Here is a 22073-nt window from a genome sequence, read left to right as displayed (position 1 = left end):
TTTCCTCCTAATTAGACTCTTCTACGCTTTGGCGGACGGCATCCGTTGTGCGGAACCGGTGTTACGTCCTTAATGCTTGTTACTTCAAGACCACATGCCTGAAGGGCACGGATAGCAGCCTCACGGCCTGATCCCGGTCCTTTAACCATAACGTCTACGGATTTTAAACCATGTACAAGAGCTGCCTTAGTTGCAGTTTCTGCAGCCATCTGTGCTGCATATGGAGTAGATTTCCTTGAACCTCTAAATCCCAGACCGCCTGCACTTGCCCAAGATAAGGCATTACCCTGTGCATCTGTTAATGTCACGATTGTGTTGTTAAAAGATGACTGGATGTGCGCCTGTCCGCGTTCAACGTTTTTCTTTACACGCTTTTTTGTCACTTTTTTAGCAGTGGACACTTTTTTAGCCATTTTAAACTAACCTACTTTCTCATTTACTGAACCCTGTTTCCTGTCTTTAAAACATGCAACGTGATTCATAACATTTGTTACTGATTATTATTTCTTCTTGTTTGCAACAGTCTTTCTCGGACCCTTGCATGTTCTTGCGTTTGTCTTGGTCTTCTGACCACGGCAAGGAAGACTCTTTCTGTGACGAATACCTCTGTAGCATCCGATCTCCTGAAGTCTCTTGATGTTTAAAGCGATCTCACGACGTAAGTCACCTTCAACAGTCTGAGTCTCAGCGATTACTGCTGCAATGTTCTTTACTTCGTCATCGGTTAAATCCTTTACACGAGTGTCAGGATTTACACCAGCCGCAGCAAGAATACGGTCTGCACTTGCTCTACCGATACCGTAGATATAAGTTAAGCCGATTTCGACACGTTTTTCCCTTGGTAAATCAACACCTGAAATACGAGCCATGAGTGGTACCTCCATTTAAATATTGTAGAAATAGTTATTGCCGACACGACAACGCACTCTCGCGTTTCATGTCAAAGCCGCGCGAAAAAATACAGGCAAATATGCGGCATCAGCCCTGTCTCTGTTTGTGCTTAGGATTTTCACAGATAATTCTGATACTGCCTTTTCTCTTAATAACCTTGCACTTCTCGCAAATCGGTTTTACTGATGATCTTACTTTCACAGTAATTCTCCTTTCCTTCGTAGTCCGCTTCCCTTACTGCCGGAAACACACCGATTCCGTGCCATCTGGAAACGGCATTACGGGTTGCTATACCTGTATAAAAAGCACCTGAAAATGGGCATAATACAAGCGTTCCAACAAAGTTCGCTTGAGCATTATAACACTTCCTTACGGGAAAATCAAGCATTTTTGCTGGTTTTCTTCAACTTTTTTCTGCCCGTCCTCAAAGATACTATTTATCTCTCCAAATGATACGTCCCTTGGATAAATCGTATGGGGACATCTCTAATGTTACCTTGTCTCCCGGAAGAATACGGATGTAGTTCATACGCAGTTTTCCGCTGATGGTTGCTAAAACCTTGTGGCCATTTTCAAGTTCAACCTGGAACATGGCATTCGGCAGTTTCTCTACAACAACGCCTTCGATCTCGATTACGTCAGCCTTAGACATAAAATTTACCTCCTGTTTGCTTTCTTAATGATCTGGACATGTTTTTTATTTTTCCGGAGGACCCGGCCGTTCTCTGCAAGCAGAGAAACGTATGTTCCAAGGTCCTCCGTTATGACATAGATTTTATCCTTGTCATTTCCGGCAAGTGATCTCGCCAGGAATCCCGGGGTCATCTCCATGCGGGGCCTCCTATTCAAGGCCCGGACGCAGGGAGAGGATCTCCGGCTCGCCCTCGGTGATGAGGATCGTATTCTCATAGTGAGCGGACAGGGCATGATCTGCTGTAACAACGGTCCAGTCATCGTCCATCCAGATTACATCCGGTGTACCTGCATTGATCATCGGCTCGATCGCCAGTGTCATGCCCGGCTGCAGAAGGATCCCCTTTCTCTTCGTTGCGAAGTTCGGGACCTCCGGATCTTCATGAAGGTGGGTACCAATTCCATGTCCAACCAGCTCGCGGACAACGCCATAGCCGAATTTCTCGGCATATGCCTGGATTGCCGTGGAGATGTCATTCAGATGATTGCCTGCTTTTGCAAATTTAATACCTTCGTAAAAGCACTGTTTTGTCACATCCATCAGTTTCTGTGCTTCCGGGGAGACGTTTCCTACTGCCCAGGTGCGGGCTGCGTCGGAATGGTATCCTTTATAGATCGTTCCCGCATCAAGGCTGACGATATCTCCTTCCTTTAAAATGCGGTGCTTATTCGGGATACCATGTACGATCTCATCGTTTACGGACACGCAGATGGATGCCGGATATCCATTATAATTCTTAAAGGACGGAATGCATCCATGGCTGCGGATCAGGCGCTCTCCCAGCTTGTCGATGTCCATCGTGGACATTCCCGGATGAACGGCTGCATGCAGCTCCTCGTGTACCTGCGCCAGAATTTCTCCGGCTTTTCGCATCAGTTCGATCTCTCTCGGCGATTTAATTGTTACTGCCATTCTTTTAAGCTCCTAAAATCTTTGTGATAGCCTCAAATACCTGTTCCATATTCTGTGTTCCGTCTACAGTGTAGAGAACGTGCTTATCCGCATAGAAGCTGATGAGCGGACGTGTCTGCTCATGGTAAACAGCCAGACGTTTTGTAACAGTCTCCGGCTTATCATCATCTCTTAAAATGAGTTCAGCGCCGCACTTATCGCAGATGCCTTCCTTCTTCGGAGCAGCATATACGATGTGATAGGTCATTCCGCACTTTACGCATGCACGGCGGCCTGCCATACGGGTAACGATCTTCTCATCCGGTACGTCGACATCGATCGCGAAATCGATCGCCTCTCCCTTTTTCGCAAGAGCCTCTGTGAGAGCCTCTGCCTGCGGGATCGTACGTGGGAATCCATCGAGGATGTATCCCTCTTTGCAGTCCGGCTGGCTGATCCTGTCCATAACAAGGTCAACAGTCAGTTCATCCGGAACAAGAAGTCCCTGGTCCATGAATGCTTTCGCTTTCTTTCCAAGTTCTGTTCCGTTCTTGATATTAGCCCGGAAGATATCTCCGGTAGAAATGTGCGGGATTCCGTACTTTTCCGCGATTCTCTGTGCCTGGGTTCCTTTTCCGGCACCCGGCGCGCCCAACATAATGATCTTCATAATTGTTATTTCCTCCACTCGTCCTAAAAAACCGAAAAAGCGGGCGAAAAGCATCTTTCCGCCCGCTCCGATTTTCAGCACGCAGCTGCTGCTATTTCTCTGTCAAATCAGTCATTTAAGAATCCCTTGTAATTTCTTACAAGCATTAAAGACTCCACAGCCTTGATCGTCTCGAGGATAACACCTGCAATAATGATCAGGGATGTGCCGCCGAAGGAAAGATTACCAACGGAGAAGAGACCGGATGCGACGATCGGGATAATGCACACGATCACCAGACCGCAGGCTCCAATAAATACAATATAGTTTAAGATATTGTTAAGGTAGTCCGAAGTTGGCTTACCTGGGCGGATGCCCGGGATAAAGCCGCCGGATTTCTTCATATTATTAGCAACTTCCAGCGGGTTAAACGTAATGGACGTATAGAAATACGCGAACAGTACGACTAATACGATATATACGAGCAAACCAATGGAGTAAGCCGGAGCTTCCGGTTTAAACCAGTTGGATGAGCTCAACGCTAACAGGATCTTTCCACCGATGGTTGAATAATCAACGTGGAAGAACTGAGCGATCATGACCGGCATGGACATGATGGAAGAAGCGAAGATGACCGGAATAACGTTCGCGGTGTTTACCTTCAACGGAATGTAGGTAGACTGCCCGCCGATCATTCTGCGGCCCTGCATCTTCTTGCTGTACTGCACCGGGATCCGGCGCTCTGCATCGTTTAAAACGAGGACAAAGACAACGATCGCAACGATAATTGCCAGTACAATGATGCCTGATACAGTTGCGACTGCAACTGATCTGCCTGCCATAAAGCGCTCATATAATGTCATCATATCCTGTGGAGTACCAGATACGATATTGATCAGAAGTACGATGGAAATACCGTTTCCGACTCCATTGTCTGTAATCCTCTCGCCAATCCACATCAGAAGAGCGGAACCTGCGGTCATAGCTGCTACAACCGTGAGGTATCCCCAGACATTGCGGTGATCTTCGAGAAGAAGTCCTTTACCGCCAAGGCCGACTGCCATTGCACAGGACTCGAAAAGAGCCAGGCCAACGGTAAGATATCTGGTGTACTCTGCGATCTTCTTTCTTCCGTCCTCACCATCCTTCTGCATTTCCTCAAGTTTCGGAATTGCAATGGTAAGCAACTGCATGATGATGGACGATGTGATATACGGGGTGATGCTCAGCGCAAAGATCGACATGGAGGAGAAAGATCCTCCTGTGATCGCATTGAAAAATCCCATTCCAGATGACTGGAGATTGGAAAAGAAATCATGCAGATAGCTGGGATCAACGCCCGGAATCGGAAGACAACAGCCGATTCGGATGACTACAAGCATCATGAAGGTGTAAAGAAGTCTGTCGCGGACTTCTTTCACCTTAAATGCCTTCTGTAAGGATTTTAGCATATTAGATCACCTCGCAGGTTCCACCTACTGCCTCAATTTTAGCTTTTGCGCCTTCACTGAAAGCATTGGCTTTAACGACAAGTTTCTTTGTTAACTCTCCGTTACCAAGAATCTTAACGCCGTCCTGCGGGTTTTTGATCACACCTGTCTCCAGTAATGTCTCAACGGATACTACGGAGTCATTCTCAAATCTCTCTAATGCGCTTACATTAATTCCAACGATCTCCTTGGAGTTGATGTTTGTAAATCCTCTCTTCGGAAGACGTCTGTATAACGGCATCTGGCCGCCCTCGAAACCAGGTCTCGGTGCGCCGGAACGTGCCTTCTGGCCCTTATGTCCCTTACCAGCTGTCTTACCATTTCCAGAAGCGTGTCCACGACCTCTTCTGAAACTATCACTGTGTTTAGATCCTTCAGCAGGATGTAAATTAGATAAGTTCATCACTGCACCTCCTTACTTATATCTATTAGATCTCTTCAACTTTTACCAGATGTCTAACATTCTGGATCATGCCTCTAACTGCACCATTATCCGGCATCTCAACAGTCTTGTGCATCTTCTTTAAACCAAGTGCCTCGATTGTTGCTCTCTGCTTCGGAACAGCGCCGATAGGGGATTTTACTAATGTGATTTTTAACTTCTCTGCCATTTTATTATCCTCCTATTAGCAAACAACGTCTTCAACAGATTTGCCGCGGTTCTTAGCAACCTCTTCCGGAGTCTTTAATTTTGTAAGACCCTCGATTGTTGCGAGAACTACGTTTGTCTTGTTGTTGGAACCTAAAGACTTTGTACGGATGTTCTTGATGCCTGCAAGCTCTACTACGGAACGAACCGGACCACCAGCGATGATACCAGTACCTTCCGGAGCTCTCTTAAGAAGTACGGAAGCACTTCCGAACTCTCCAAGGAAGTCATGCGGGATACTATTGTTCTCATCCATCGGGATCTCTACAAGGTTCTTCATAGCAGCCTCTTTACCCTTACGGATAGCTTCCGGAACCTCACCTGCTTTACCAAGGCCTGCGCCTACGTGACCATTGCCGTCTCCTACTACTACCAGAGCGGAAAATCTCATGGTACGTCCACCTTTAACAGTCTTGGATACGCGCTTAATGGCAACAACTTTGTCATTTAACTCTAACTGACTTGCGTCAATGATTGTACGCTTCATGCTGTTTTCTCCTCTCTATTAGAATACGAGACCAGCCTCGCGGGCTGCATCTGCTAATGCCTGAATCTTACCCTGATAAATGAAACCGCCTCTATCGAAAACGACCTCTTTGATGCCTTTCTCGATTGCTCTCTTAGCTACTACGGTTCCGATATATGCAGCTGCATCAACGGTATCTGTGTTCTCTAACTCTGCTTTGATCTCTTTCTCAAGAGTAGAAGCAGATACTAAAGTATGTCCAACGGAATCGTCGATGATCTGAGCATACATATGATTATTGCTTCTGAACACTGCTAAACGCGGTCTCTCTGCTGTACCAGCAAAGCGATTGCGTAATCTATAGTGTTTTTTTCTGCGGATTTCGCTTCTTGACTGCTTGCTAACCATTTTTACACTCTCCTTAAATTATTTCTTACCAGTCTTACCAACTTTGCGTCTGATAACCTCATCAGCGTACTTGATACCTTTGCCCTTATACGGCTCCGGTCTTCTCTTCTCTCTGATTTCAGCTGCATACTGGCCGACTTTCTCTTTGCTGATGCCCTTAACGATGATGATGTTCTGTCCATCAAGAACAGTCTCGATACCTTCCGGATCTTCCATCTCTACCGGATGGGAGTAACCAAGGGAAAGTGTGAGCTTCTTGCCCTGCTTCTGAGCTCTGTAACCAACACCGTTTACCTCAAGCTTCTTCTCGTAGCCTTCAGTAACACCCTGGATCATGTTATGGATTAGCGTTCTTGTAAGACCGTGTAAAGATTTCATCTTCTTTAAATCGTTCGGTCTTGTTACGACGATGTGTCCATCTTCTTCTTTGATTTCCATCTCTACCGGTAAATCTCTTACCAGTGTTCCCTTCGGACCTTTAACGGTCACATTGTTGTTCTCTGCGATTGTTACAGTTACGCCTGCTGGAATCGCTACCGGCATTCTACCAATACGTGACATGCCTTTTACCTCCTACTTAGATTCTCGGAAAGTGCTTTAACACTCTCTGTTTTCAGTTTCTATGTTATATATAGTCTGAAGTTATCTCCAGACGCACGCAAACTCCGCCCTTCCAGATCTTAAATCCGGCTTTGCAGGCGGGGTGCGATAACATCAATAATTACCAAACGAACGCAAGAACTTCTCCGCCGACACCAAGCTGTCTAGCCTGCTTGTCAGTGATGATTCCCTGGTTTGTGGATACGATAGCGATACCAAGTCCGCCAAGTACCTTCGGCATATCTTCCTTGCCAGCGTATACACGTAAGCCCGGCTTGGAGATCTTCTTGATACCGGAGATGATCTTCTCGTTCTTGTCTGCGCCATACTTTAAGGAGATGCGGATTGTCTGGAATGCACCGTCCTCAACGATGTCATATTTCTTGATGTAGCCTTCTCTTACAAGGATATCAGCGATAGCTAATTTCATCTTGGAAGCCGGAACATCTACTGTATCGTGTTTAGCAGTGTTTGCGTTACGAATTCTTGTAAGCATATCTGCAATCGGATCGCTCATAGTCATGATTATATTTCCTCCTAATGGGTTGTTGGTTTATCACTGTGGTTCGCGAATCATTCGCGCTGCACAGGAATGTTGTTCGGCCTGGGGAAAACAAGTTTTCCGTATAGGCGTTGTTACGATGAATAGGGAAGTTCTTTTCCCTGTGGTCGAAGAACGGGACCAGTCAGCTTGCCAGGCGCTTCACTGCACGGTCAGGCGGGGGAACTCGCCGTTTCCCACCTGACTTCTGACGCCTTTTAAGCAGCTAAATCCTACCAGCTTGCCTTCTTTACGCCCGGGATCTCGCCCTTGTAAGCGAGCTCACGGAAGCAGATACGGCAAATGCCATATTTTCTCAGATATGCATGTGGACGACCACAGATTCTGCAGCGGTTGTATTCTCTTGTGGAGAACTTTGCCGGACGCTGCTGTTTAATCTTCATTGAAGTCTTTGCCATGGTTACTCCTCCTAATTACTTTGCAAACGGCATGTTGAATAATGTTAAAAGTTCACGAGCTTCCTCGTCAGTCTTAGCGGTAGTAACGAAGATGATGTCCATACCTCTAACCTTGTCAACTTTATCATATTCAATTTCCGGGAAAATTAACTGTTCCTTGATGCCGAGTGCGTAGTTACCTCTGCCGTCGAACGCGTTAGCGTTTACGCCGCGGAAGTCACGTACACGCGGAAGAGCGAGGTTGATCAGACGATCAGCGAACTCGTACATCTTCTCGCCGCGAAGAGTAACTTTGCATCCAATAGCCATGCCCTCTCTGAGTTTGAAGTTTGCGACAGACTTCTTAGCCTTTGTAAGAACTGCCTTCTGACCGGAGATGATCTCAAGGTCACGAACTGCAGAGTCAAGGACTTTCGCGTTGTCTTTTGCTTCGCCTACGCCCATGTTGATAACGATCTTGTCGAGCTTCGGCACTTCCATGATATTCTTATAACCAAATTTCTTGATCATTGCTTCAACGATCTCGTTCTGGTACATTTCTTTTAATCTAGCCAACTTGTGTTTCCTCCTCTCTGCTATTAGTCAATTACTTTACCGGTTGCCTTAGCAACGCGGACTTTCTTACCGTCTTTAACTTCAAAGCCAACTCTTGTAGCTTTTCCGTCAACGAACAGCATTACGTTGGAGATGTCGATCGGAGCTTCCTGATGAACGATTCCGCCATTCTGGTTTGTCTGGCTCGGTTTGGTATGCTTTGTTACCATGTTGCAGCCTTCAACAACAACTTCGTTCTTCTTGCTGTCTACACTCAGAACCTTACCGGTTTTATCTTTATCTTTACCTGCGATGATCTTTACCATATCATCTTTTTTGATTTTATGCATTATCTGGCACCTCCTTATAATACTTCCGGAGCCAGAGATACGATCTTCATGAACTGTTTCTCACGAAGCTCTCTTGCAACCGGCCCAAAAATACGGGTTCCTTTTGGAGTCTTGTCATCTTTGATGATAACTGCTGCGTTCTCATCAAATTTAATATAAGAACCGTCTTTACGACGTGCGCCTTTTACAGAACGAACTACAACGGCTTTGACTACATCGCCCTTCTTTACAACGCCGCCTGGTGTTGCTTCTTTAACGGAGGCTACGATTACATCACCGATGTTAGCATATCTTCTTGTAGAACCGCCCATAACGCGGATACAAAGCAGTTCTCTTGCACCTGTATTATCGGCAACCTTTAATCTGGATTCCTGCTGAATCATGCCTGTTACTCCTTCCTCGAATCAATTATCTTGCTTTCTCGACGATTTCAACAAGTCTCCATCTCTTATCCTTGGATAACGGTCTTGTCTCCATCACTTTAACTGTATCGCCGATATTGCACTCATTTTTCTCATCATGAGCTTTTAATTTATATGTCTTTTTAACGATCTTTCCGATTAACGGATGTTTTACATGGTTCTCGATAGCAACGACGATTGTCTTGTCCATCTTGTTGCTAACTACCTTACCAGTACGTGTTTTTCTAAGATTTCTTTCCACGACGGATAATCTCCTTTCAAAATCGATTTGTTACACGCATCGGCGTGTGTCATAACGACAGCTGTTCAACCCGCAAGTATGCCTTGGGGGTTCTTCACCGATACGGGATTAGTTAGCAACTCTTGCCTTCTCTGTGATAACAGTCTGAATTCTTGCGATGTTCTTGCGAACCTCTTTGATTCTGCTTGTGTTATCTAACTGGTTGGTTGCGTTCTGGAATCTCAGGTTGAAGAGCTCCTTCTTTGCTGCAACTAATTCTTCATTTAACTCTGCAGCGGTTTTCGCTTTTAATTCTTCTACATACTTATTAGTTTTCACTGTTATCACCGCCTTCTAAATCTGCCTTGGAAGCAATTTTACACTTACACGGGAGTTTGTGCATAGCAAGACGAAGAGCTTCCTTTGCTGTTTCCTCCGGAACGCCAGCGATTTCGAACATAACACGGCCCGGTTTAACTACTGCTACCCAGTACTCAAGAGCGCCCTTACCGGAACCCATACGAGTCTCAGCCGGTTTAGCTGTTACCGGTTTGTCCGGGAAGATCTTGATCCAAACTTTACCACCACGTTTGATATAACGAGTCATGGCAACACGGGCTGCCTCGATCTGATTAGATTTGATCCAGCACGGCTCAAGGGCAACAAGGCCATACTCACCGTTGGAGATTGTATTTCCTCTTAAAGCTTTACCGGCCATAGTTCCACGGAACTGTTTGCGGCGCTTTACTCTTTTCGGCATTAACATTATTTATCGCTCCCTTCCTTATTTCCCTTAGTCGGAAGAACCTCGCCTTTGTAGATCCAAACTTTAACGCCAAGTTTGCCGTAAGTTGTATCTGCCTCTGCGAAACCATAGTCAATATCTGCTCTTAATGTCTGAAGCGGGATTGTTCCCTCGCTGTAGAACTCTGTACGTGCGATATCAGCGCCGCCAAGACGTCCGCCAACTGCTGTCTTGATACCAAGAACGCCAGCCTTCATGGATCTGGACATTGTGGACTTCATAGCACGACGGAAGGAAACACGGTTCTCAAGCTGCTGAGCGATGGACTCTGCAACGAGCTGAGCTTCACGGTCCGGTCTCTTAACTTCCTTGATGTCTACAAATACCTTTTTAGCAGTCATCTTCTGAACTTCAGCTTTGACCTTCTCGATCTCAGATCCGCCCTTACCGATAACTACGCCCGGTTTTGCTGTGAAAACGATAATTTTTACTCTATCAGATGCGCGCTCGATTTCGATCTTGGAAACGCCGGCGCTGTATAATCTCTTCTTCAGGTAAGTTCTGATTTTGTGATCCTCGATGAGGTTGTCAGCGAAATCAGCTTCAGCGTACCATCTGGAATCCCAGTCTTTGATAACGCCGACTCTCATGCCGTGTGGATTAACTTTCTGTCCCATAACTGCCTCCTATTATTTCTCGTTCAGCACGATAGTGATGTGGCTCATTCTCTTTTCGATTCTGTAAGCTCTACCCTGTGCTCTCGGTTTTACTCTCTTCATAATCGGTCCCTGAGATGCGTAGCACTCCTCCACATACAGGTTCTCTGCGTTCATTCCGTTGTTGTTCTCAGCGTTTGCGATTGCAGATTTTAATAATTTCTCGATTAAGCTGGAAGCATATCTAGGATTGTAAGTTACAATACCAAGTGCTGTCTGAACATCTTTGCCTCTGATGGCATCTAATACGAAACAAGCCTTCTGAACGGATACTCTTGCGTAAGACAGCTTTGCAGACGGTCTTGTATCCTTCTGGGCATTTCTCTCTCTCTTAATCTGACTTCTATGTCCCTTAGCCATTACTGGAACCTCCTTTCAAAGCGTATCTATTATTTACGTCCGGACTTTTTCTCGTCTTTGCCGTGGCCTCTGTAAGTTCTTGTAGCAACGAACTCACCAAGTTTGTGACCAACCATATCTTCTGTTACGTATACCGGTACATGCTTTCTGCCGTCATGTACAGCGATTGTATGACCAACCATCTGCGGGAAGATTGTAGAACGGCGGGACCAGGTCTTGATAACCTGTTTCTGTCCTGCCTCGTTCATAGCATCTACCTTCTTCAGTAAGCTAGCGTCTGCAAATGGTCCTTTTTTAAGTGAACGAGCCATCGTTTTACCTCCTATCGATTATGAAATCGCCTTACCATTTCTTCTTCTTACGATTAACTTGTTAGACTGTTTGTTTTTCTTTCTAGTCTTAAGACCAAGAGCAGGCTTGCCCCACGGTGTGCACGGACCCGGACGGCCGATACCAGTCTTACCTTCACCACCACCATGCGGATGGTCATTCGGGTTCATAACGGAACCACGGACTGTCGGGCGGATACCCATGTGACGTTTTCTACCTGCTTTACCAATCTTAACAAGGTTATGGTCGCCGTTGCCTACAACACCGATTGTTGCGCGGCACTCGATCGGAACCATTCTCATCTCGCCGGACGGTAAACGAAGTGTAGCGTATTTTCCTTCTTTAGCCATTAACTGTGCAGCGTTTCCTGCAGAACGAACCATCTGGCCGCCCTTGCCCGGGAAAAGCTCGATATTGTGAACCTGTGCACCAACCGGAATTAAGGATAACGGTAAGCAGTTGCCGACCTTAGCCTCTGCGTGCTCGCCGCTCATAACCTTCATGCCGTTTGTAAGGCCCTGCGGTGCAAGGATGTAGGACTTCTCACCATCTGCGTAGCAGATTAAAGCGATGTTAGCGCTTCTGTTCGGATCGTACTCGATACCGATTACAGTTGCCTGAATTCCGTCTTTGGAATTTCTCTTGAAGTCAACCATTCTATATTTCTGTCTGTTTCCACCGCCCTGATGTCTAACGGTGATCTTACCCTGGTTGTTACGACCAGCGTTCTTCTTTAAAGAAACTACTAAGGACTTCTCCGGAGTTGTCTTTGTGATCTCGGAGAAATCAGAACCTGTCATATTTCTTCTGGAAGGTGTATATGGGTTATAGGTTTTGATTCCCATTTCTGACTCCTTTCAACGCCTTCTGGCGTTTCTATTTTTCGTATCGCGGCTTTGGTTGCCGCATAGTTTCAAAAATTACAGACCCTGGAAGATTTCGATATCTTTGCTGTCTGCTGTAAGCTTAACGATTGCTTTCTTTGTCTTAGCAGTCTTGCCTACTACCATGCCACGTCTGCGGTTCTTACCGTCAGCGTTCATTGTGTTTACGCTGTCAACCTTTGTTCCCGGGAACATTTTCTCAACAGCTTCTTTGATCATGGTCTTGTTTGCTTCCGGATGTACGAGGAATGTGTATTTCTTCTCGCTCATAGCGTTCATGCTCTTCTCAGTTACAACCGGTTTGAGGATTACGTCGTAGTACTGTACGTTTGCCATTATGCGTATACCTCCTCGATAGATGCTACAGCAGCCTTAGTAGCTACTACAGTGTTGTATTTCAGAATGTCGAATACATTGATTGTATTAACAAGGGAAGTCTTAACTTCCGGGATATTTCTTGCGGAAAGAACTGTGTTCTGATCGTTGTCAGCAAGAACAACAAGAGCCTTGGAAACCTTGAGGTTGTTCATAACAGCCTTGAAGTTCTTTGTCTTGATCTCGTCGAACTTTAACTCGTCAACAACTACGAACTTGTTCTCGTTTACTCTGCTTGTAAGAGCGGACTTAAGAGCAGCTCTCTTCTCTTTCTTGTTAAGAGTGATTGTGTAATCTCTCGGAGTCGGAGCGAATACCATTCCGCCGCCTGTCCACTGCGGAGATCTTGTGGAACCCTGTCTAGCGTGACCTGTTCCTTTCTGTCTCCACGGCTTTCTGCCGCCACCGGAAACCTCAGAACGTGTTTTTGCTTTCTGTGTTCCCTGACGTTTATTTGCAAGCTGTGCAACAACAGCCATGTGTACGAGATGCTCGTTCACTTCAACGCCAAATACAGCGTCGTTCAGCTCGATTGTGCCAACTTCTTTACCTTCCATATTGTATACGGATACGTTTGCCATTTCTGTTTCCTCCTTTCCTGTAAAAGCTTATTTGTTAGCCTTTACTGTTTCCTTTAATGTTACTAAGGACTTCTTCGGTCCCGGTACAGCGCCTTTAACAAGGATCAGGTTGTTCTCAACGTCAACCTTGACAATCTCGAGGTTCTGAGTGGTAATCTTCTTGTTACCCATCTGACCCGGCATGCCTTTGCCCTTGAATACGCGGCCCGGAGTTGTTGCGGAACCATTGGAACCCTGATGACGATGGAATTTAGAACCATGAGCCATCGGTCCTCTGCTCTGTCCAAGTCTCTTAATAGCGCCCTGGAAACCTTTACCTTTGGAGATAGCAGTTGCATCAACCTTATCGCCAGCAGCGAAGATATCAGCTTTGATTTCGTCTTTTACGTTATACTCTTCAGAATTCTCAAAACGGAACTCTCTAACGAATCTCTTGTAAGATACGCCAGCCTTGTCGAAGTGACCCTTTACCGGCTTGTTTACAAGTTTCTCTCTCTTATCTACAAAGCCAACCTGTACAGCTTTGTATCCATCGTTCTCCTCTGTCTTAACCTGTGTTACTACACACGGACCAGCCTGAAGAACAGTTACCGGAACAAGAACGCCTTCATCGTTGAAGATCTGAGTCATTCCGACTTTTGTAGCTAAAATCGCTTTCTTCATTGTTTTTACCTCCTGTTACTAATCTACAGCGGAACGCAAAACAGAATTTTCTGTGCGTTCATCCTAGAGCAGCCCAACATAGGTGGAACACTATGACATTACATATTGTAATGATGTTGATTCCCTTTCAGGATGAGTAGTGTTGCTTTTATATCAGAACCATTCAGGATTTCTAATTTTAGTGGCTACATTTCAGTAGCATGAAAAATAAATATTTTTCAATTATTTATTTTTCATTTTGATGTCGATATAAACACCAGCCGGCATTTCCAGTCTGGACAGTGCATCTACTGTCTTCTGGCTCGGGCTTGCGATATCGATGAGTCTCTTATGAGTTCTCTGCTCGAACTGCTCTCTGGAATCTTTGTACTTATGAACAGCTCTTAAGATTGTTACAACCTCTTTCTTTGTCGGCAGCGGAACCGGACCACTCACCTGTGCTCCTGTTTTCTTTACTGTCTCGATGATCTTTCCAGCGGACTGGTCGATCAGCTGATGGTCGTAAGCCTTTAATGTGATTCTCATAACCTGACTTGCCATAAAAAAAGTCGCCTCCTTTTCGCACTTTTAATCGAAGTACGACAAGCGGTGACTGTACACGGTCTCGTGTGTATCATGCCGATTCACACGTTGTTACTGCCCCTTACCCTGAGCAGCTGTTAATTTGGTACAGTGACTTGTCGCCAGTTTCCTAACTTGACATTCGCTCCACGGAACACCTGCCATTCTCAGGCAGCAACCTCTCGCTTCTACGCTATCATGTCACAGCCAGATAAGAATAACACATCGTAATCTAAAAATCAAGCCTTTTTTGCTTATTTTTTAAGGGTTTTTTCAATTTGTGGATAATCGGCAGGAGCATGTTCAAATCGAAGTTTTCCATGCACAGATTGAAACAGCAAAGAGGAAAAAGGTCGCATCAGATCCATTCTCATGTGACTTTTTCCTCTTTTCGCTTCAGGGAGCATCCTGTTTCTTCTATATAATATAGTAGATATTCAATTTTCCCCGTTATCAATTTCTCAGAATCTAATGCGCAGGTCCTACTTCTCAGCCCCTGTCTCTTTCTCGATCTCCAGATTCTCCTTTACCTTCGCCTCAAAGTCATCATTCGCAGCTTCTGTCTCCCCGGTCTCCGCGGAGATCTTCGCTTTTACCGCATCGACGCCTTCATCGAAAACTTCAAGTGCTGTCTGCAGCTGATTGTCCTCATCCTTCGGGATCTCGATCTTTGACTTCAAATCCTCGTCGAGTGTGACTGTCACATCCGGCTCGATGCCGAGTTTGTGGATGCACTCACCGGACGGGGTATAGTAGTATGCCGTTGTGAGTTTCAGGCCACTGCCGTCCGGGAGATTGAACACTCCCTGGGCGATTCCTTTTCCGAAGGTCTTCTCTCCGACGATCGTTGCCCAGTTGTTATCCTTTAAGGCACCCGTCAGTACCTCGGAGGCGCTGGCGCTCTCGCCGTTTACAAGAAGAATGATCGGGACATCCACTTCATGTCCGTCATCGGAAGAGTAGGTGCTGTCATCGATTCCTTTTCCCTTAAAGCTTACGATGGTCTTTCCATCCGGAAGAAGATAATCTGCGATTTCCTTCGCCGCCTGGACAACACCGCCGCCGTTGTTTCGAAGATCGACGATCAGCTTTTCCATTCCCTGAGCTGTAAGGTCATCCACAGCTTTCTTAAACTGTTCGGAGCTTACCTCCTCAAAGGAAGAAAGTGAGATATATCCGGCTTTGTTTTCCAGCATCTCATACTCCACGGTCGGATTCTCCACCATGCGCCGCTCCACATCCATCTCCACATATTCATCCGTGGACTGACGGTAAACAGTCAGATGGACCTTCGTTCCTTCCTCACCGCGGATGTGATCGCTCACGAGAAGAGAGAGGTCCTCACCGGTCGCCTCGATATCTTCCACTTTGTAGAGGATATCTCCGGGAAGCATTCCGGCTTCCTGTGCAGGGGAATCCTTAAACACCTTCACAGCCGTGATAATCCCGGTATATACATTCTGGCTGACCTGAACGCCGATCCCGCAGTAGGTACCGGAATTTTCCTCGTTCAGACTGGTATATTCGTCCTTATCATAATACACAGAATACGGATCGTTCAGAGAATACATGTACCCACGATAGATCCAGTCCTCCGCTGTCCCGTTCTTCTTCTGTTCTTCCTCCGTCATGTTCTCATCAAACAGGAAGTACTTGTCGATCAGTGCCTCCATGTACTGAAGCTTCGGCTCGATCTTTTTCATATCCAGCTTGTTGGCATCCGCTCCGGTCGTCTGTGCGCTCTGACTCTCCGAAGTCCGACGCCCGATGATCCATATTCCGGTTGCAAATCCAACCACTGCAAATCCCGCAAAAGCCGTCACAAGTGCGCCCACCAGGACGCCTTTCCAGAATTTATTTTTTGTCTCTTTCTCTTCCAATGTCTTCTCTCCTTCATCCTTCTGCAGCTGTTTTTGTCTGGAGATTTTTCTCTTCCATTGCTGTCTGAAATCCATTATGTACAGCAAAGCCTATCACGATCCGAATTGTCCGCATGATCTGCGCAGCTCTGTCAAAGTCCGCTATGGACTTACATACTTCGTCGGATTCACATAGGAACCGTTCACCCGGACTCCGAAATGGAGATGGGATCCGGTGGAATAGCCCGTTGAGCCGACTTTCGCGATCGTCTGTCCCTTTTTCACACTTTGTCCCTGTGATACCAGAAGACTGGACGCGTGCATATAAACCGTATAGACGCCGCCTCCATGGCTGATCATCACATAATTTCCAGCGGAAGAGCTGTAAGTCGCGATCACGACCTCACCCGCTGCAGCCGCGACGATGGAAGTTCCTGTCGGCGCGCTGATATCGATTCCCTGGTGGTTCGAAGAAGCTCCCTTTGTCGGGGATTTCCGGCTTCCGAATCCCGAAGTGATCCGTCCGCTCGCCGGACACGGCCATGTAAAGCTAATGTCCCCAAGGCTCACGGTTTTATACGTCTGTGCCGCCTTGTTTGCCGCAGCAGCTTTTTTCTTCTCTTCCTCGGCTTTCTTTCTCGCTTCCTCTTCCTTCCGTTTGATTTCCGCCTCGATGGACTTGATCTGGTTTTCCTGCGCCTCGATCGCCTTCGCATATTCGGAGATCTGACCTTCTGCGGAAGCGATCTTCGTCTCGTAGTTCTGGAGCTCCGTCTGTTTCGCGGCGAGAAGCTTCTCCACGGACGCCTGTTTTGCCTCCGTCTCATCCTGAAGAGTTAATAGTTCAGCATGCTCTCCTTCCAGAGCTTTCTCTTTCTCTGCGATCTTCTCCTTCGTTGCGGCATACTCATCGAGTTTTTGCCGGTCATAGGAAGAGATTTTTGTGATATACTCCGCCTTGCTTAAAAGCTCTGAGAGGGAACCCGCCTCCATGAGAAGATCCACGTAGGTGCTGTCTCCCTTCTCGTACATATATTTTATCCGGAGCTTCATGGATTCATACTGGCTTTTCTCCGTCTCCTTCGCCTCGGAGAGTTCCTGCTTTGTCGTATCGATCTGCTTTTCCTTCGCGTCGATGTCATCATTCAGCTTTGAAAGCTCATTTCCAATGGATTCCAGGCTGGAATCCAGCTTTTTAACATAGGCGGTCGTGTCGCTTTTCAGTCCTTCCAGGTTCTTTAATTCCTGTTCTGTTTTCTTTTTTTCCGCTTCCAACGCCGTTTTTTTGCTCTTCGCGTCACTCAGTCCGCTCTTCGTCGCCTGGGCGGAAAGCGGCGTCGCGAGAACGAGGGCAAAAGACAAGGCCGCAGCCAGAAATTTTCCTGATCTTCTCATTTGTCTCTCCCTCCTACACGCGCAGCTCTCTGCGGATCGTAAAGAAACTTACGAAAAATCCAAGTCCGCCGCCAAGTGCGAGGGCGATCGCCGCCATCGTCGGATAGAAGGTTCCGATCGGCAGGAACTGGATGATCCCCGAGAGCAGCTCAAACCGGTTCATCACATATTCCACGGTCTGGCGGTAAACGAACAGCATGACTCCCAGCGGGATCGCCGCTCCGATCAGCCCCAGGATCGTTCCCTCCACCACAAACGGTGCCCGGATCATGAAATTTGTCGCTCCGATGAGCCGCATGATCCTGTTCTCGTTCTTGCGGAATTCAGCGGCGACAGAGATCGTATTGCTAATCAGGAACACCGCAACGGCGAGCAGCATGGCGATCAGGACGCCGAACAGGAGTCCCAGGATCTTATTAAAGCTCGCGAGGCCGGTTGCCGCACTGTTGGAATAGTTTACCTTGCGGACTCCGGAAAGTCCTTCCAGGTAAGCCACCATCCCGTCCTGATCCGTGATGTTGTTTAAGCGGATCTCATAGGAAGAAGATCCCGCAAGAGGATTATCGTCCGCAAATCCTTCCGCAAGTGCCTCCTCGTCCCCGAAATACTCGCTCTTAAAGCTGTCCCACGCCTCCTCAGCGGAGACAAATTTGATCTCTTTTATGATTCCCGACTTATCCGACTCGATCTTTGCCCCGATGTCTTTGATCTCGTCCTCCGTCAGGTTCTCATCGAAAAATACCGTGATCCCCATCGTTGTCTCCGCCGTGCGGACCATGTACTCGATGTTGGTGATCACAGAAAAAAATACGCAGAATAAAAAAATACATGCAGAAATGATCGCGGTCGACGCAAGGGAAAACCAGATATTTCTGCATATATTCACCAGTCCCTGCTTCATGCAGAACCAGAATGTGCTAATCCTCATAACGGTACCCACTTTCCTCCTCATCACGGATCACCATACCACGGTCGATCGTAATAACACGTTTTTTCATCATGTCCACGATCTCATGGCTGTGCGTGACAACGATCACGGTTGTCCCACGCCTGTTGATCTTTTCCAGAAGTCCCATGATCTCCATCGCATTGTGGGGATCCAGGTTTCCTGTCGGCTCATCGGCAAGCAGGATCTCCGGACGGTTGATCAGAGCCCTGGCGATCGCCACTCGCTGCTGTTCTCCGCCGGAAAGCTGGTGCGGGAAAAACTTATATTTGGAAGAAAGACCTACCATCTTCAACATATGCGGAACAGATTCCCGGATCGTCCGGCTGGACTCTCCGATCACTCTCTGGGCAAATGCCACATTCTCATAAACTGTCTTATCTTTTAAAAGACGGAAATCCTGGAATACGACACCAAGGCGTCTGCGGTATTTCGGAACATATCTTCTCGGCATTTTCACGAGGTCCATGTCATTAACGACAACACGGCCGGAAGTCGGCTCCACTTCCTTCAAGAGGATCTTGATCAATGTGGATTTTCCGGAGCCGCTCCGGCCGGTTATAAAGACAAATTCCCCATCATCGATCGTGATGTTCACATCCCGCAGGGCTTTCGTACCCCTGTCATAGGTCTTTGTCAGTTTTGAAATTTCTATCATAATTTAGTAGTCCAAATTCTCCATGTACTTCATGTACTTTACAACCATCAGGGCGATCTTGAAGGTGATCGCGTCCTCAAATACGCGCAGATCCAGGCCGGTGCTCTTCTGGAGCTTATCCAGACGGTAAACAAGCGTATTTCTGTGGATGTAGAGCTGTCTTGATGTCTCGGAGACATTCAGGCTGTTCTCAAAGAACTTATTGATCGTTGTGAGTGTTTCCTCATCGAACTCATCCGGGTTCTTCCCGTCAAAGATCTCCTTGATAAACATCCGGCAGAGCGGAAGCGGAAGCTGATAGATCAGACGTCCGATACCAAGGTTCGAGTAAGCAACTACATTCTTGCTGCTGTAGAAGATCTTTCCGACGTCGAGAGCCATCTTCGCCTCTTTGTAGGAGCGGGAGACATCCTTGATCTCGCCGACGATCGTACCGAACGCGATGCGCACCTTGGACATTGCCTCCGTGTTCAGCATATCCAGAATCGTGTTCGCGACCTTCTCAAGATCCTCGTAAGTCTCACCCGGCTTTACCTCGCGGACGAGGATGATATTCTTTTCATCGACAGCCGTGATGAAATCTTTTGTCTTTGTAGAGAACAGGCTCCGCATCGTCTCCAGAGCATTGTTGTCTTTTTCATTCTTTGTTTCGATCAGATATACTACTCGTTTTACATTCGTCTCGATATGGAGCTTCTTCGCGCGGTTGTAGATATCAACGAGAAGAAGGTTGTCGAGAAGAAGGTTCTTGATGAAGTTATCTTTATCGAATCTTTCCTTGTAGGCCACCAGAAGATTCTGGATCTGGAACGCTGCCAGTTTGCCTACCATATAAACATCATCGCTGCCGCCTTTTGCGAGCAGGATGTACTCAAGCTGGTGCTCATCAAACACTTTAAAGAACTGATAACCGGAAATCACCTGGCTGTCCGCCGGAGAATCCACAAACGCGAGTATGGAGCTTTCATACTCTTCCGCATGCTCGAATGTGGAAGCCAGGACCTTTCCCTCCACATCACAGACGCAAAGGTCAATTCTTGTAATCTCTTTCAGTCCTTCGATATTCGACTGTAAAATCTGATTTGAAATCATAGCGTCCTCTCCTTTTCACAGTATCGCGACGATCCAGTACCTTTCTCCTCAGGTTCCACGGTTTGCAGTTCCTTTCGGGATGAATGGCAATCGTTGCAGGCATGGACATATTCACATTTATTCTAATGCAAAATCACAAAAAAGAAAAGAATTTTTTTGTATTTTTCACTAAAAAAGCAGACCGGATCCCCGTAAAAGGACCGGCCTGCCTGATATTTTGGTTATTCTGCAATGATTTTTTCTGTTTCTTTGTCGAAGAGGTACACATTGTCGCCGGAAATTTTGAAGGACATCTTCTTTCCGGTGAGATTTTCTCCGCCTTCCGCCTTTGCCAGGAATTCATTCTCACCGACACGGAAGCGGATATACGGCGCATCATCGATCTCCTCGCCTCCGATGAGTTCCCCCGTGATCTCACCGTTCTCTCCGTTCTTTGCCGGAGCGACTTTATCCGGGCGGACACCTGTAAAGACCTCCTTGCCCACATAGCCGAGCTCTCTGAGGAAATTTCCTTTTTTCTCTGAGAGCGGGATTGTTCCTGATGAAAACTTCAGGACAACACTGCCGTTCTCCTCCGTCACCTTCGCGATGGATAAGTTCATCCGCGGTGTTCCGAAAAATCCGGCAACAAACAGGCTGCCCGGGTGGTTGTAGATATTCTGTGCGGAGTCTTCCTGGCAGATCACGCCTTCGTTCATCACGATCATCCTTGTCCCCAGCGCCATTGCCGTTTTCTGGCTGTCTGTCGCGTAGATCACTGTGATCCCGAGCTCACGGTTGATGTTCGCAAATTCTTTTCTCATCACTTCCTGAACATCCGGATCCGCCTCCGCGATCGTGCGGTCCAGGAGCAGGATCCCCGGGCGGCGCATCAGGGCACGTCCGAGAAGGACACGATATGTATCAGCGGCTGAGAGTTCTTCCGGCATCTTGTCAAGAGTCTCCCCAAGATTTAAGATCTTTGCAGTCTCTTCCACTCTTCTCTCGATCTCCGCCGGGTTCATTTTTGCCATCCGGAGTGAAAACATGAGATTTTCCTCCACGCTCATTCCCGGATAGAGTACACTGTTCTTAAAAAGCATCGCGACGTTTCTCTCTTTCGGATCCGTGTCCGTCATGTCGATCCCATCGATCAGCAGGCTGCCTGAAGTGATCTCCTCAAGTCCGCCGATCATCCGAAGCAGCGTCGATTTTCCGCACGCCGTCGGTCCCACCAAGATCAGAAATTCCCTATCCTTCACTTCCAGATTGAAATCCCGGATTGCCTGCTGGTCACCCGGAAACGTCTTGTTGATATTTTTTAACACTAAACCAGACATCAATTTCCTCCTGATCTGTATGATATATTCATCTGCAGGATTGCAGACTTAACCTATTGTTATATCTATTGTATCCATCATACACAAACAGTACATGTTTTTCCATATGGTTATTCCACAAAAAAAATGCGTTTTTTCCATGCATATTCCATAGGACCACTCAGACTTTTTGAAAAATATGCCCTTTTTCCATAAAAACAGACAGACGGTTAGTTAATTTCTTATCAAAATTACCAAAAAGGGGCTGTCGCATTAGCAAATATTTTTTGCTGGGCGGCAGCCCTGCTTTATGCCCAAATGGCATCGAAATCGGTCACGTTTTCGATGCCATTCTTTATAAACGCAGTTCATTCCCAGGCATCCCT

Annotated in this window: 35 protein-coding genes; all 35 read right to left on the bottom strand. The window is 46.9% G+C overall.

The window, feature by feature from the left end; all coding sequences use genetic code 11:
* Positions 1–11: 11 nt before the first annotated feature.
* A complete protein-coding gene (gene rpsK / locus V2546_RS14235; RefSeq protein ID WP_015553823.1) occupies positions 12–413 on the bottom strand; it encodes a 30S ribosomal protein S11 in 402 nt (133 codons plus the stop codon).
* A gap of 87 nt (positions 414–500) precedes the next feature.
* Positions 501–869: a 30S ribosomal protein S13 gene (gene rpsM, locus V2546_RS14230; protein ID WP_015553824.1), complete on the bottom strand. Its 369-nt coding sequence runs from the start codon at positions 867–869 to the stop codon at positions 501–503.
* A gap of 109 nt (positions 870–978) precedes the next feature.
* On the bottom strand, positions 979–1092 hold the full coding sequence (gene rpmJ / locus V2546_RS14225) for a 50S ribosomal protein L36 (protein ID WP_003022746.1): 114 nt from the start codon (positions 1090–1092) through the stop codon (positions 979–981).
* A 232-nt stretch (positions 1093–1324) separates the two neighbouring features.
* Entirely contained in the window at positions 1325–1543 is a 219-nt protein-coding gene (gene infA / locus V2546_RS14220; RefSeq protein WP_015553825.1) for a translation initiation factor IF-1, read from the bottom strand.
* A gap of 5 nt (positions 1544–1548) precedes the next feature.
* Positions 1549–1722, bottom strand: coding sequence for a KOW domain-containing RNA-binding protein (locus V2546_RS14215; RefSeq protein WP_182426560.1), 174 nt, complete (start codon positions 1720–1722; stop codon positions 1549–1551).
* Positions 1723–1732: 10 nt separating this feature from the next.
* Positions 1733–2497: a type I methionyl aminopeptidase gene (gene map / locus V2546_RS14210; RefSeq protein ID WP_118532557.1), complete on the bottom strand. Its 765-nt coding sequence runs from the start codon at positions 2495–2497 to the stop codon at positions 1733–1735.
* Positions 2498–2501: 4 nt separating this feature from the next.
* Positions 2502–3146: an adenylate kinase gene (locus tag V2546_RS14205; RefSeq protein WP_329752665.1), complete on the bottom strand. Its 645-nt coding sequence runs from the start codon at positions 3144–3146 to the stop codon at positions 2502–2504.
* A gap of 107 nt (positions 3147–3253) precedes the next feature.
* Entirely contained in the window at positions 3254–4576 is a 1323-nt protein-coding gene (gene secY, locus V2546_RS14200) for a preprotein translocase subunit SecY (protein ID WP_329752664.1), read from the bottom strand.
* A gap of 1 nt (position 4577) precedes the next feature.
* Complete coding sequence (rplO, locus tag V2546_RS14195; RefSeq protein ID WP_118298693.1) at positions 4578–5018, bottom strand: 50S ribosomal protein L15; 441 nt, start codon at positions 5016–5018, stop codon at positions 4578–4580.
* Positions 5019–5043: 25 nt separating this feature from the next.
* Complete coding sequence (rpmD, locus tag V2546_RS14190) at positions 5044–5226, bottom strand: 50S ribosomal protein L30 (RefSeq protein ID WP_015553830.1); 183 nt, start codon at positions 5224–5226, stop codon at positions 5044–5046.
* A gap of 15 nt (positions 5227–5241) precedes the next feature.
* The gene (gene rpsE, locus V2546_RS14185; protein WP_118321375.1) at positions 5242–5751 is read right to left on the bottom strand and encodes a 30S ribosomal protein S5; all 510 of its coding nucleotides are present in this window, start codon (positions 5749–5751) and stop codon (positions 5242–5244) included.
* 18 nt (positions 5752–5769) lie between these two features.
* The gene (gene rplR, locus V2546_RS14180) at positions 5770–6138 is read right to left on the bottom strand and encodes a 50S ribosomal protein L18 (RefSeq protein WP_015553832.1); all 369 of its coding nucleotides are present in this window, start codon (positions 6136–6138) and stop codon (positions 5770–5772) included.
* 18 nt (positions 6139–6156) lie between these two features.
* Positions 6157–6699, bottom strand: a complete 543-nt coding sequence (gene rplF, locus V2546_RS14175) for a 50S ribosomal protein L6 (protein WP_015553833.1) — start codon at positions 6697–6699, stop codon at positions 6157–6159.
* Positions 6700–6859: 160 nt separating this feature from the next.
* On the bottom strand, positions 6860–7261 hold the full coding sequence (gene rpsH / locus V2546_RS14170; RefSeq protein ID WP_015553834.1) for a 30S ribosomal protein S8: 402 nt from the start codon (positions 7259–7261) through the stop codon (positions 6860–6862).
* Between the two features lie 251 nt (positions 7262–7512).
* Positions 7513–7698, bottom strand: a complete 186-nt coding sequence (locus V2546_RS14165) for a type Z 30S ribosomal protein S14 (protein ID WP_008396318.1) — start codon at positions 7696–7698, stop codon at positions 7513–7515.
* A gap of 15 nt (positions 7699–7713) precedes the next feature.
* The gene (rplE, locus tag V2546_RS14160) at positions 7714–8253 is read right to left on the bottom strand and encodes a 50S ribosomal protein L5 (protein ID WP_118532551.1); all 540 of its coding nucleotides are present in this window, start codon (positions 8251–8253) and stop codon (positions 7714–7716) included.
* Between the two features lie 23 nt (positions 8254–8276).
* Positions 8277–8582, bottom strand: coding sequence for a 50S ribosomal protein L24 (gene rplX / locus V2546_RS14155; RefSeq protein ID WP_118532549.1), 306 nt, complete (start codon positions 8580–8582; stop codon positions 8277–8279).
* Positions 8583–8596: 14 nt separating this feature from the next.
* Complete coding sequence (rplN, locus tag V2546_RS14150) at positions 8597–8965, bottom strand: 50S ribosomal protein L14 (protein ID WP_118532547.1); 369 nt, start codon at positions 8963–8965, stop codon at positions 8597–8599.
* A 25-nt stretch (positions 8966–8990) separates the two neighbouring features.
* Positions 8991–9272, bottom strand: coding sequence for a 30S ribosomal protein S17 (rpsQ, locus tag V2546_RS14145; RefSeq protein ID WP_330579573.1), 282 nt, complete (start codon positions 9270–9272; stop codon positions 8991–8993).
* Positions 9273–9353: 81 nt separating this feature from the next.
* Positions 9354–9563, bottom strand: a complete 210-nt coding sequence (gene rpmC, locus V2546_RS14140; RefSeq protein ID WP_021905521.1) for a 50S ribosomal protein L29 — start codon at positions 9561–9563, stop codon at positions 9354–9356.
* Entirely contained in the window at positions 9553–9990 is a 438-nt protein-coding gene (gene rplP / locus V2546_RS14135; protein WP_015553837.1) for a 50S ribosomal protein L16, read from the bottom strand. Before rplP ends, rpmC begins: the two co-directional genes overlap by 11 nt.
* Positions 9990–10646, bottom strand: coding sequence for a 30S ribosomal protein S3 (gene rpsC / locus V2546_RS14130; RefSeq protein ID WP_015553838.1), 657 nt, complete (start codon positions 10644–10646; stop codon positions 9990–9992). The genes rplP and rpsC overlap by 1 nt, the downstream gene beginning before the upstream one ends.
* Before the next feature lie 12 nt (positions 10647–10658).
* A complete protein-coding gene (gene rplV, locus V2546_RS14125) occupies positions 10659–11045 on the bottom strand; it encodes a 50S ribosomal protein L22 (protein ID WP_015553839.1) in 387 nt (128 codons plus the stop codon).
* Between the two features lie 29 nt (positions 11046–11074).
* On the bottom strand, positions 11075–11356 hold the full coding sequence (gene rpsS / locus V2546_RS14120) for a 30S ribosomal protein S19 (RefSeq protein WP_015553840.1): 282 nt from the start codon (positions 11354–11356) through the stop codon (positions 11075–11077).
* Between the two features lie 18 nt (positions 11357–11374).
* Positions 11375–12220 carry a 50S ribosomal protein L2 gene (rplB, locus tag V2546_RS14115; RefSeq protein ID WP_117470154.1) on the bottom strand — a complete coding sequence of 282 codons (846 nt, stop codon included), beginning with the start codon at positions 12218–12220 and terminating at the stop codon, positions 11375–11377.
* 75 nt (positions 12221–12295) lie between these two features.
* Positions 12296–12595: a 50S ribosomal protein L23 gene (gene rplW, locus V2546_RS14110; RefSeq protein ID WP_117470153.1), complete on the bottom strand. Its 300-nt coding sequence runs from the start codon at positions 12593–12595 to the stop codon at positions 12296–12298.
* The gene (gene rplD, locus V2546_RS14105) at positions 12595–13215 is read right to left on the bottom strand and encodes a 50S ribosomal protein L4 (RefSeq protein ID WP_117470152.1); all 621 of its coding nucleotides are present in this window, start codon (positions 13213–13215) and stop codon (positions 12595–12597) included. The genes rplW and rplD overlap by 1 nt, the downstream gene beginning before the upstream one ends.
* 27 nt (positions 13216–13242) lie before the next feature.
* Positions 13243–13878, bottom strand: a complete 636-nt coding sequence (gene rplC, locus V2546_RS14100; RefSeq protein WP_117503172.1) for a 50S ribosomal protein L3 — start codon at positions 13876–13878, stop codon at positions 13243–13245.
* Between the two features lie 222 nt (positions 13879–14100).
* Positions 14101–14418, bottom strand: a complete 318-nt coding sequence (rpsJ, locus tag V2546_RS14095) for a 30S ribosomal protein S10 (protein ID WP_015553845.1) — start codon at positions 14416–14418, stop codon at positions 14101–14103.
* 503 nt (positions 14419–14921) lie between these two features.
* Positions 14922–16319 (bottom strand): S41 family peptidase, encoded by a 1398-nt coding sequence (locus tag V2546_RS14090; protein WP_329752663.1) that lies wholly within the window; start codon positions 16317–16319, stop codon positions 14922–14924.
* Positions 16320–16460: 141 nt separating this feature from the next.
* Entirely contained in the window at positions 16461–17693 is a 1233-nt protein-coding gene (locus tag V2546_RS14085) for a peptidoglycan DD-metalloendopeptidase family protein (RefSeq protein WP_329752662.1), read from the bottom strand.
* Between the two features lie 13 nt (positions 17694–17706).
* The gene (locus V2546_RS14080) at positions 17707–18621 is read right to left on the bottom strand and encodes a cell division protein FtsX (RefSeq protein ID WP_118321379.1); all 915 of its coding nucleotides are present in this window, start codon (positions 18619–18621) and stop codon (positions 17707–17709) included.
* Positions 18611–19297 (bottom strand): cell division ATP-binding protein FtsE, encoded by a 687-nt coding sequence (gene ftsE / locus V2546_RS14075; protein WP_215701824.1) that lies wholly within the window; start codon positions 19295–19297, stop codon positions 18611–18613. Before ftsE ends, V2546_RS14080 begins: the two co-directional genes overlap by 11 nt.
* Before the next feature lie 3 nt (positions 19298–19300).
* Positions 19301–20389 (bottom strand): PucR family transcriptional regulator, encoded by a 1089-nt coding sequence (locus V2546_RS14070; RefSeq protein ID WP_118321381.1) that lies wholly within the window; start codon positions 20387–20389, stop codon positions 19301–19303.
* Between the two features lie 221 nt (positions 20390–20610).
* A complete protein-coding gene (locus tag V2546_RS14065; protein WP_329752661.1) occupies positions 20611–21708 on the bottom strand; it encodes an ABC transporter ATP-binding protein in 1098 nt (365 codons plus the stop codon).
* Between the last annotated feature and the right edge of the window lie 365 nt (positions 21709–22073).

Origin of the sequence: Clostridium sp. CM74B_53, assembly GCF_036318045.1 — a bacterium.
GTDB lineage: Bacteria > Bacillota > Clostridia > Lachnospirales > Lachnospiraceae > Pilosibacter.
Note: the sequence above shows the minus strand (reverse complement) of the source record. Positions and strands in the feature narration are given on the sequence as shown.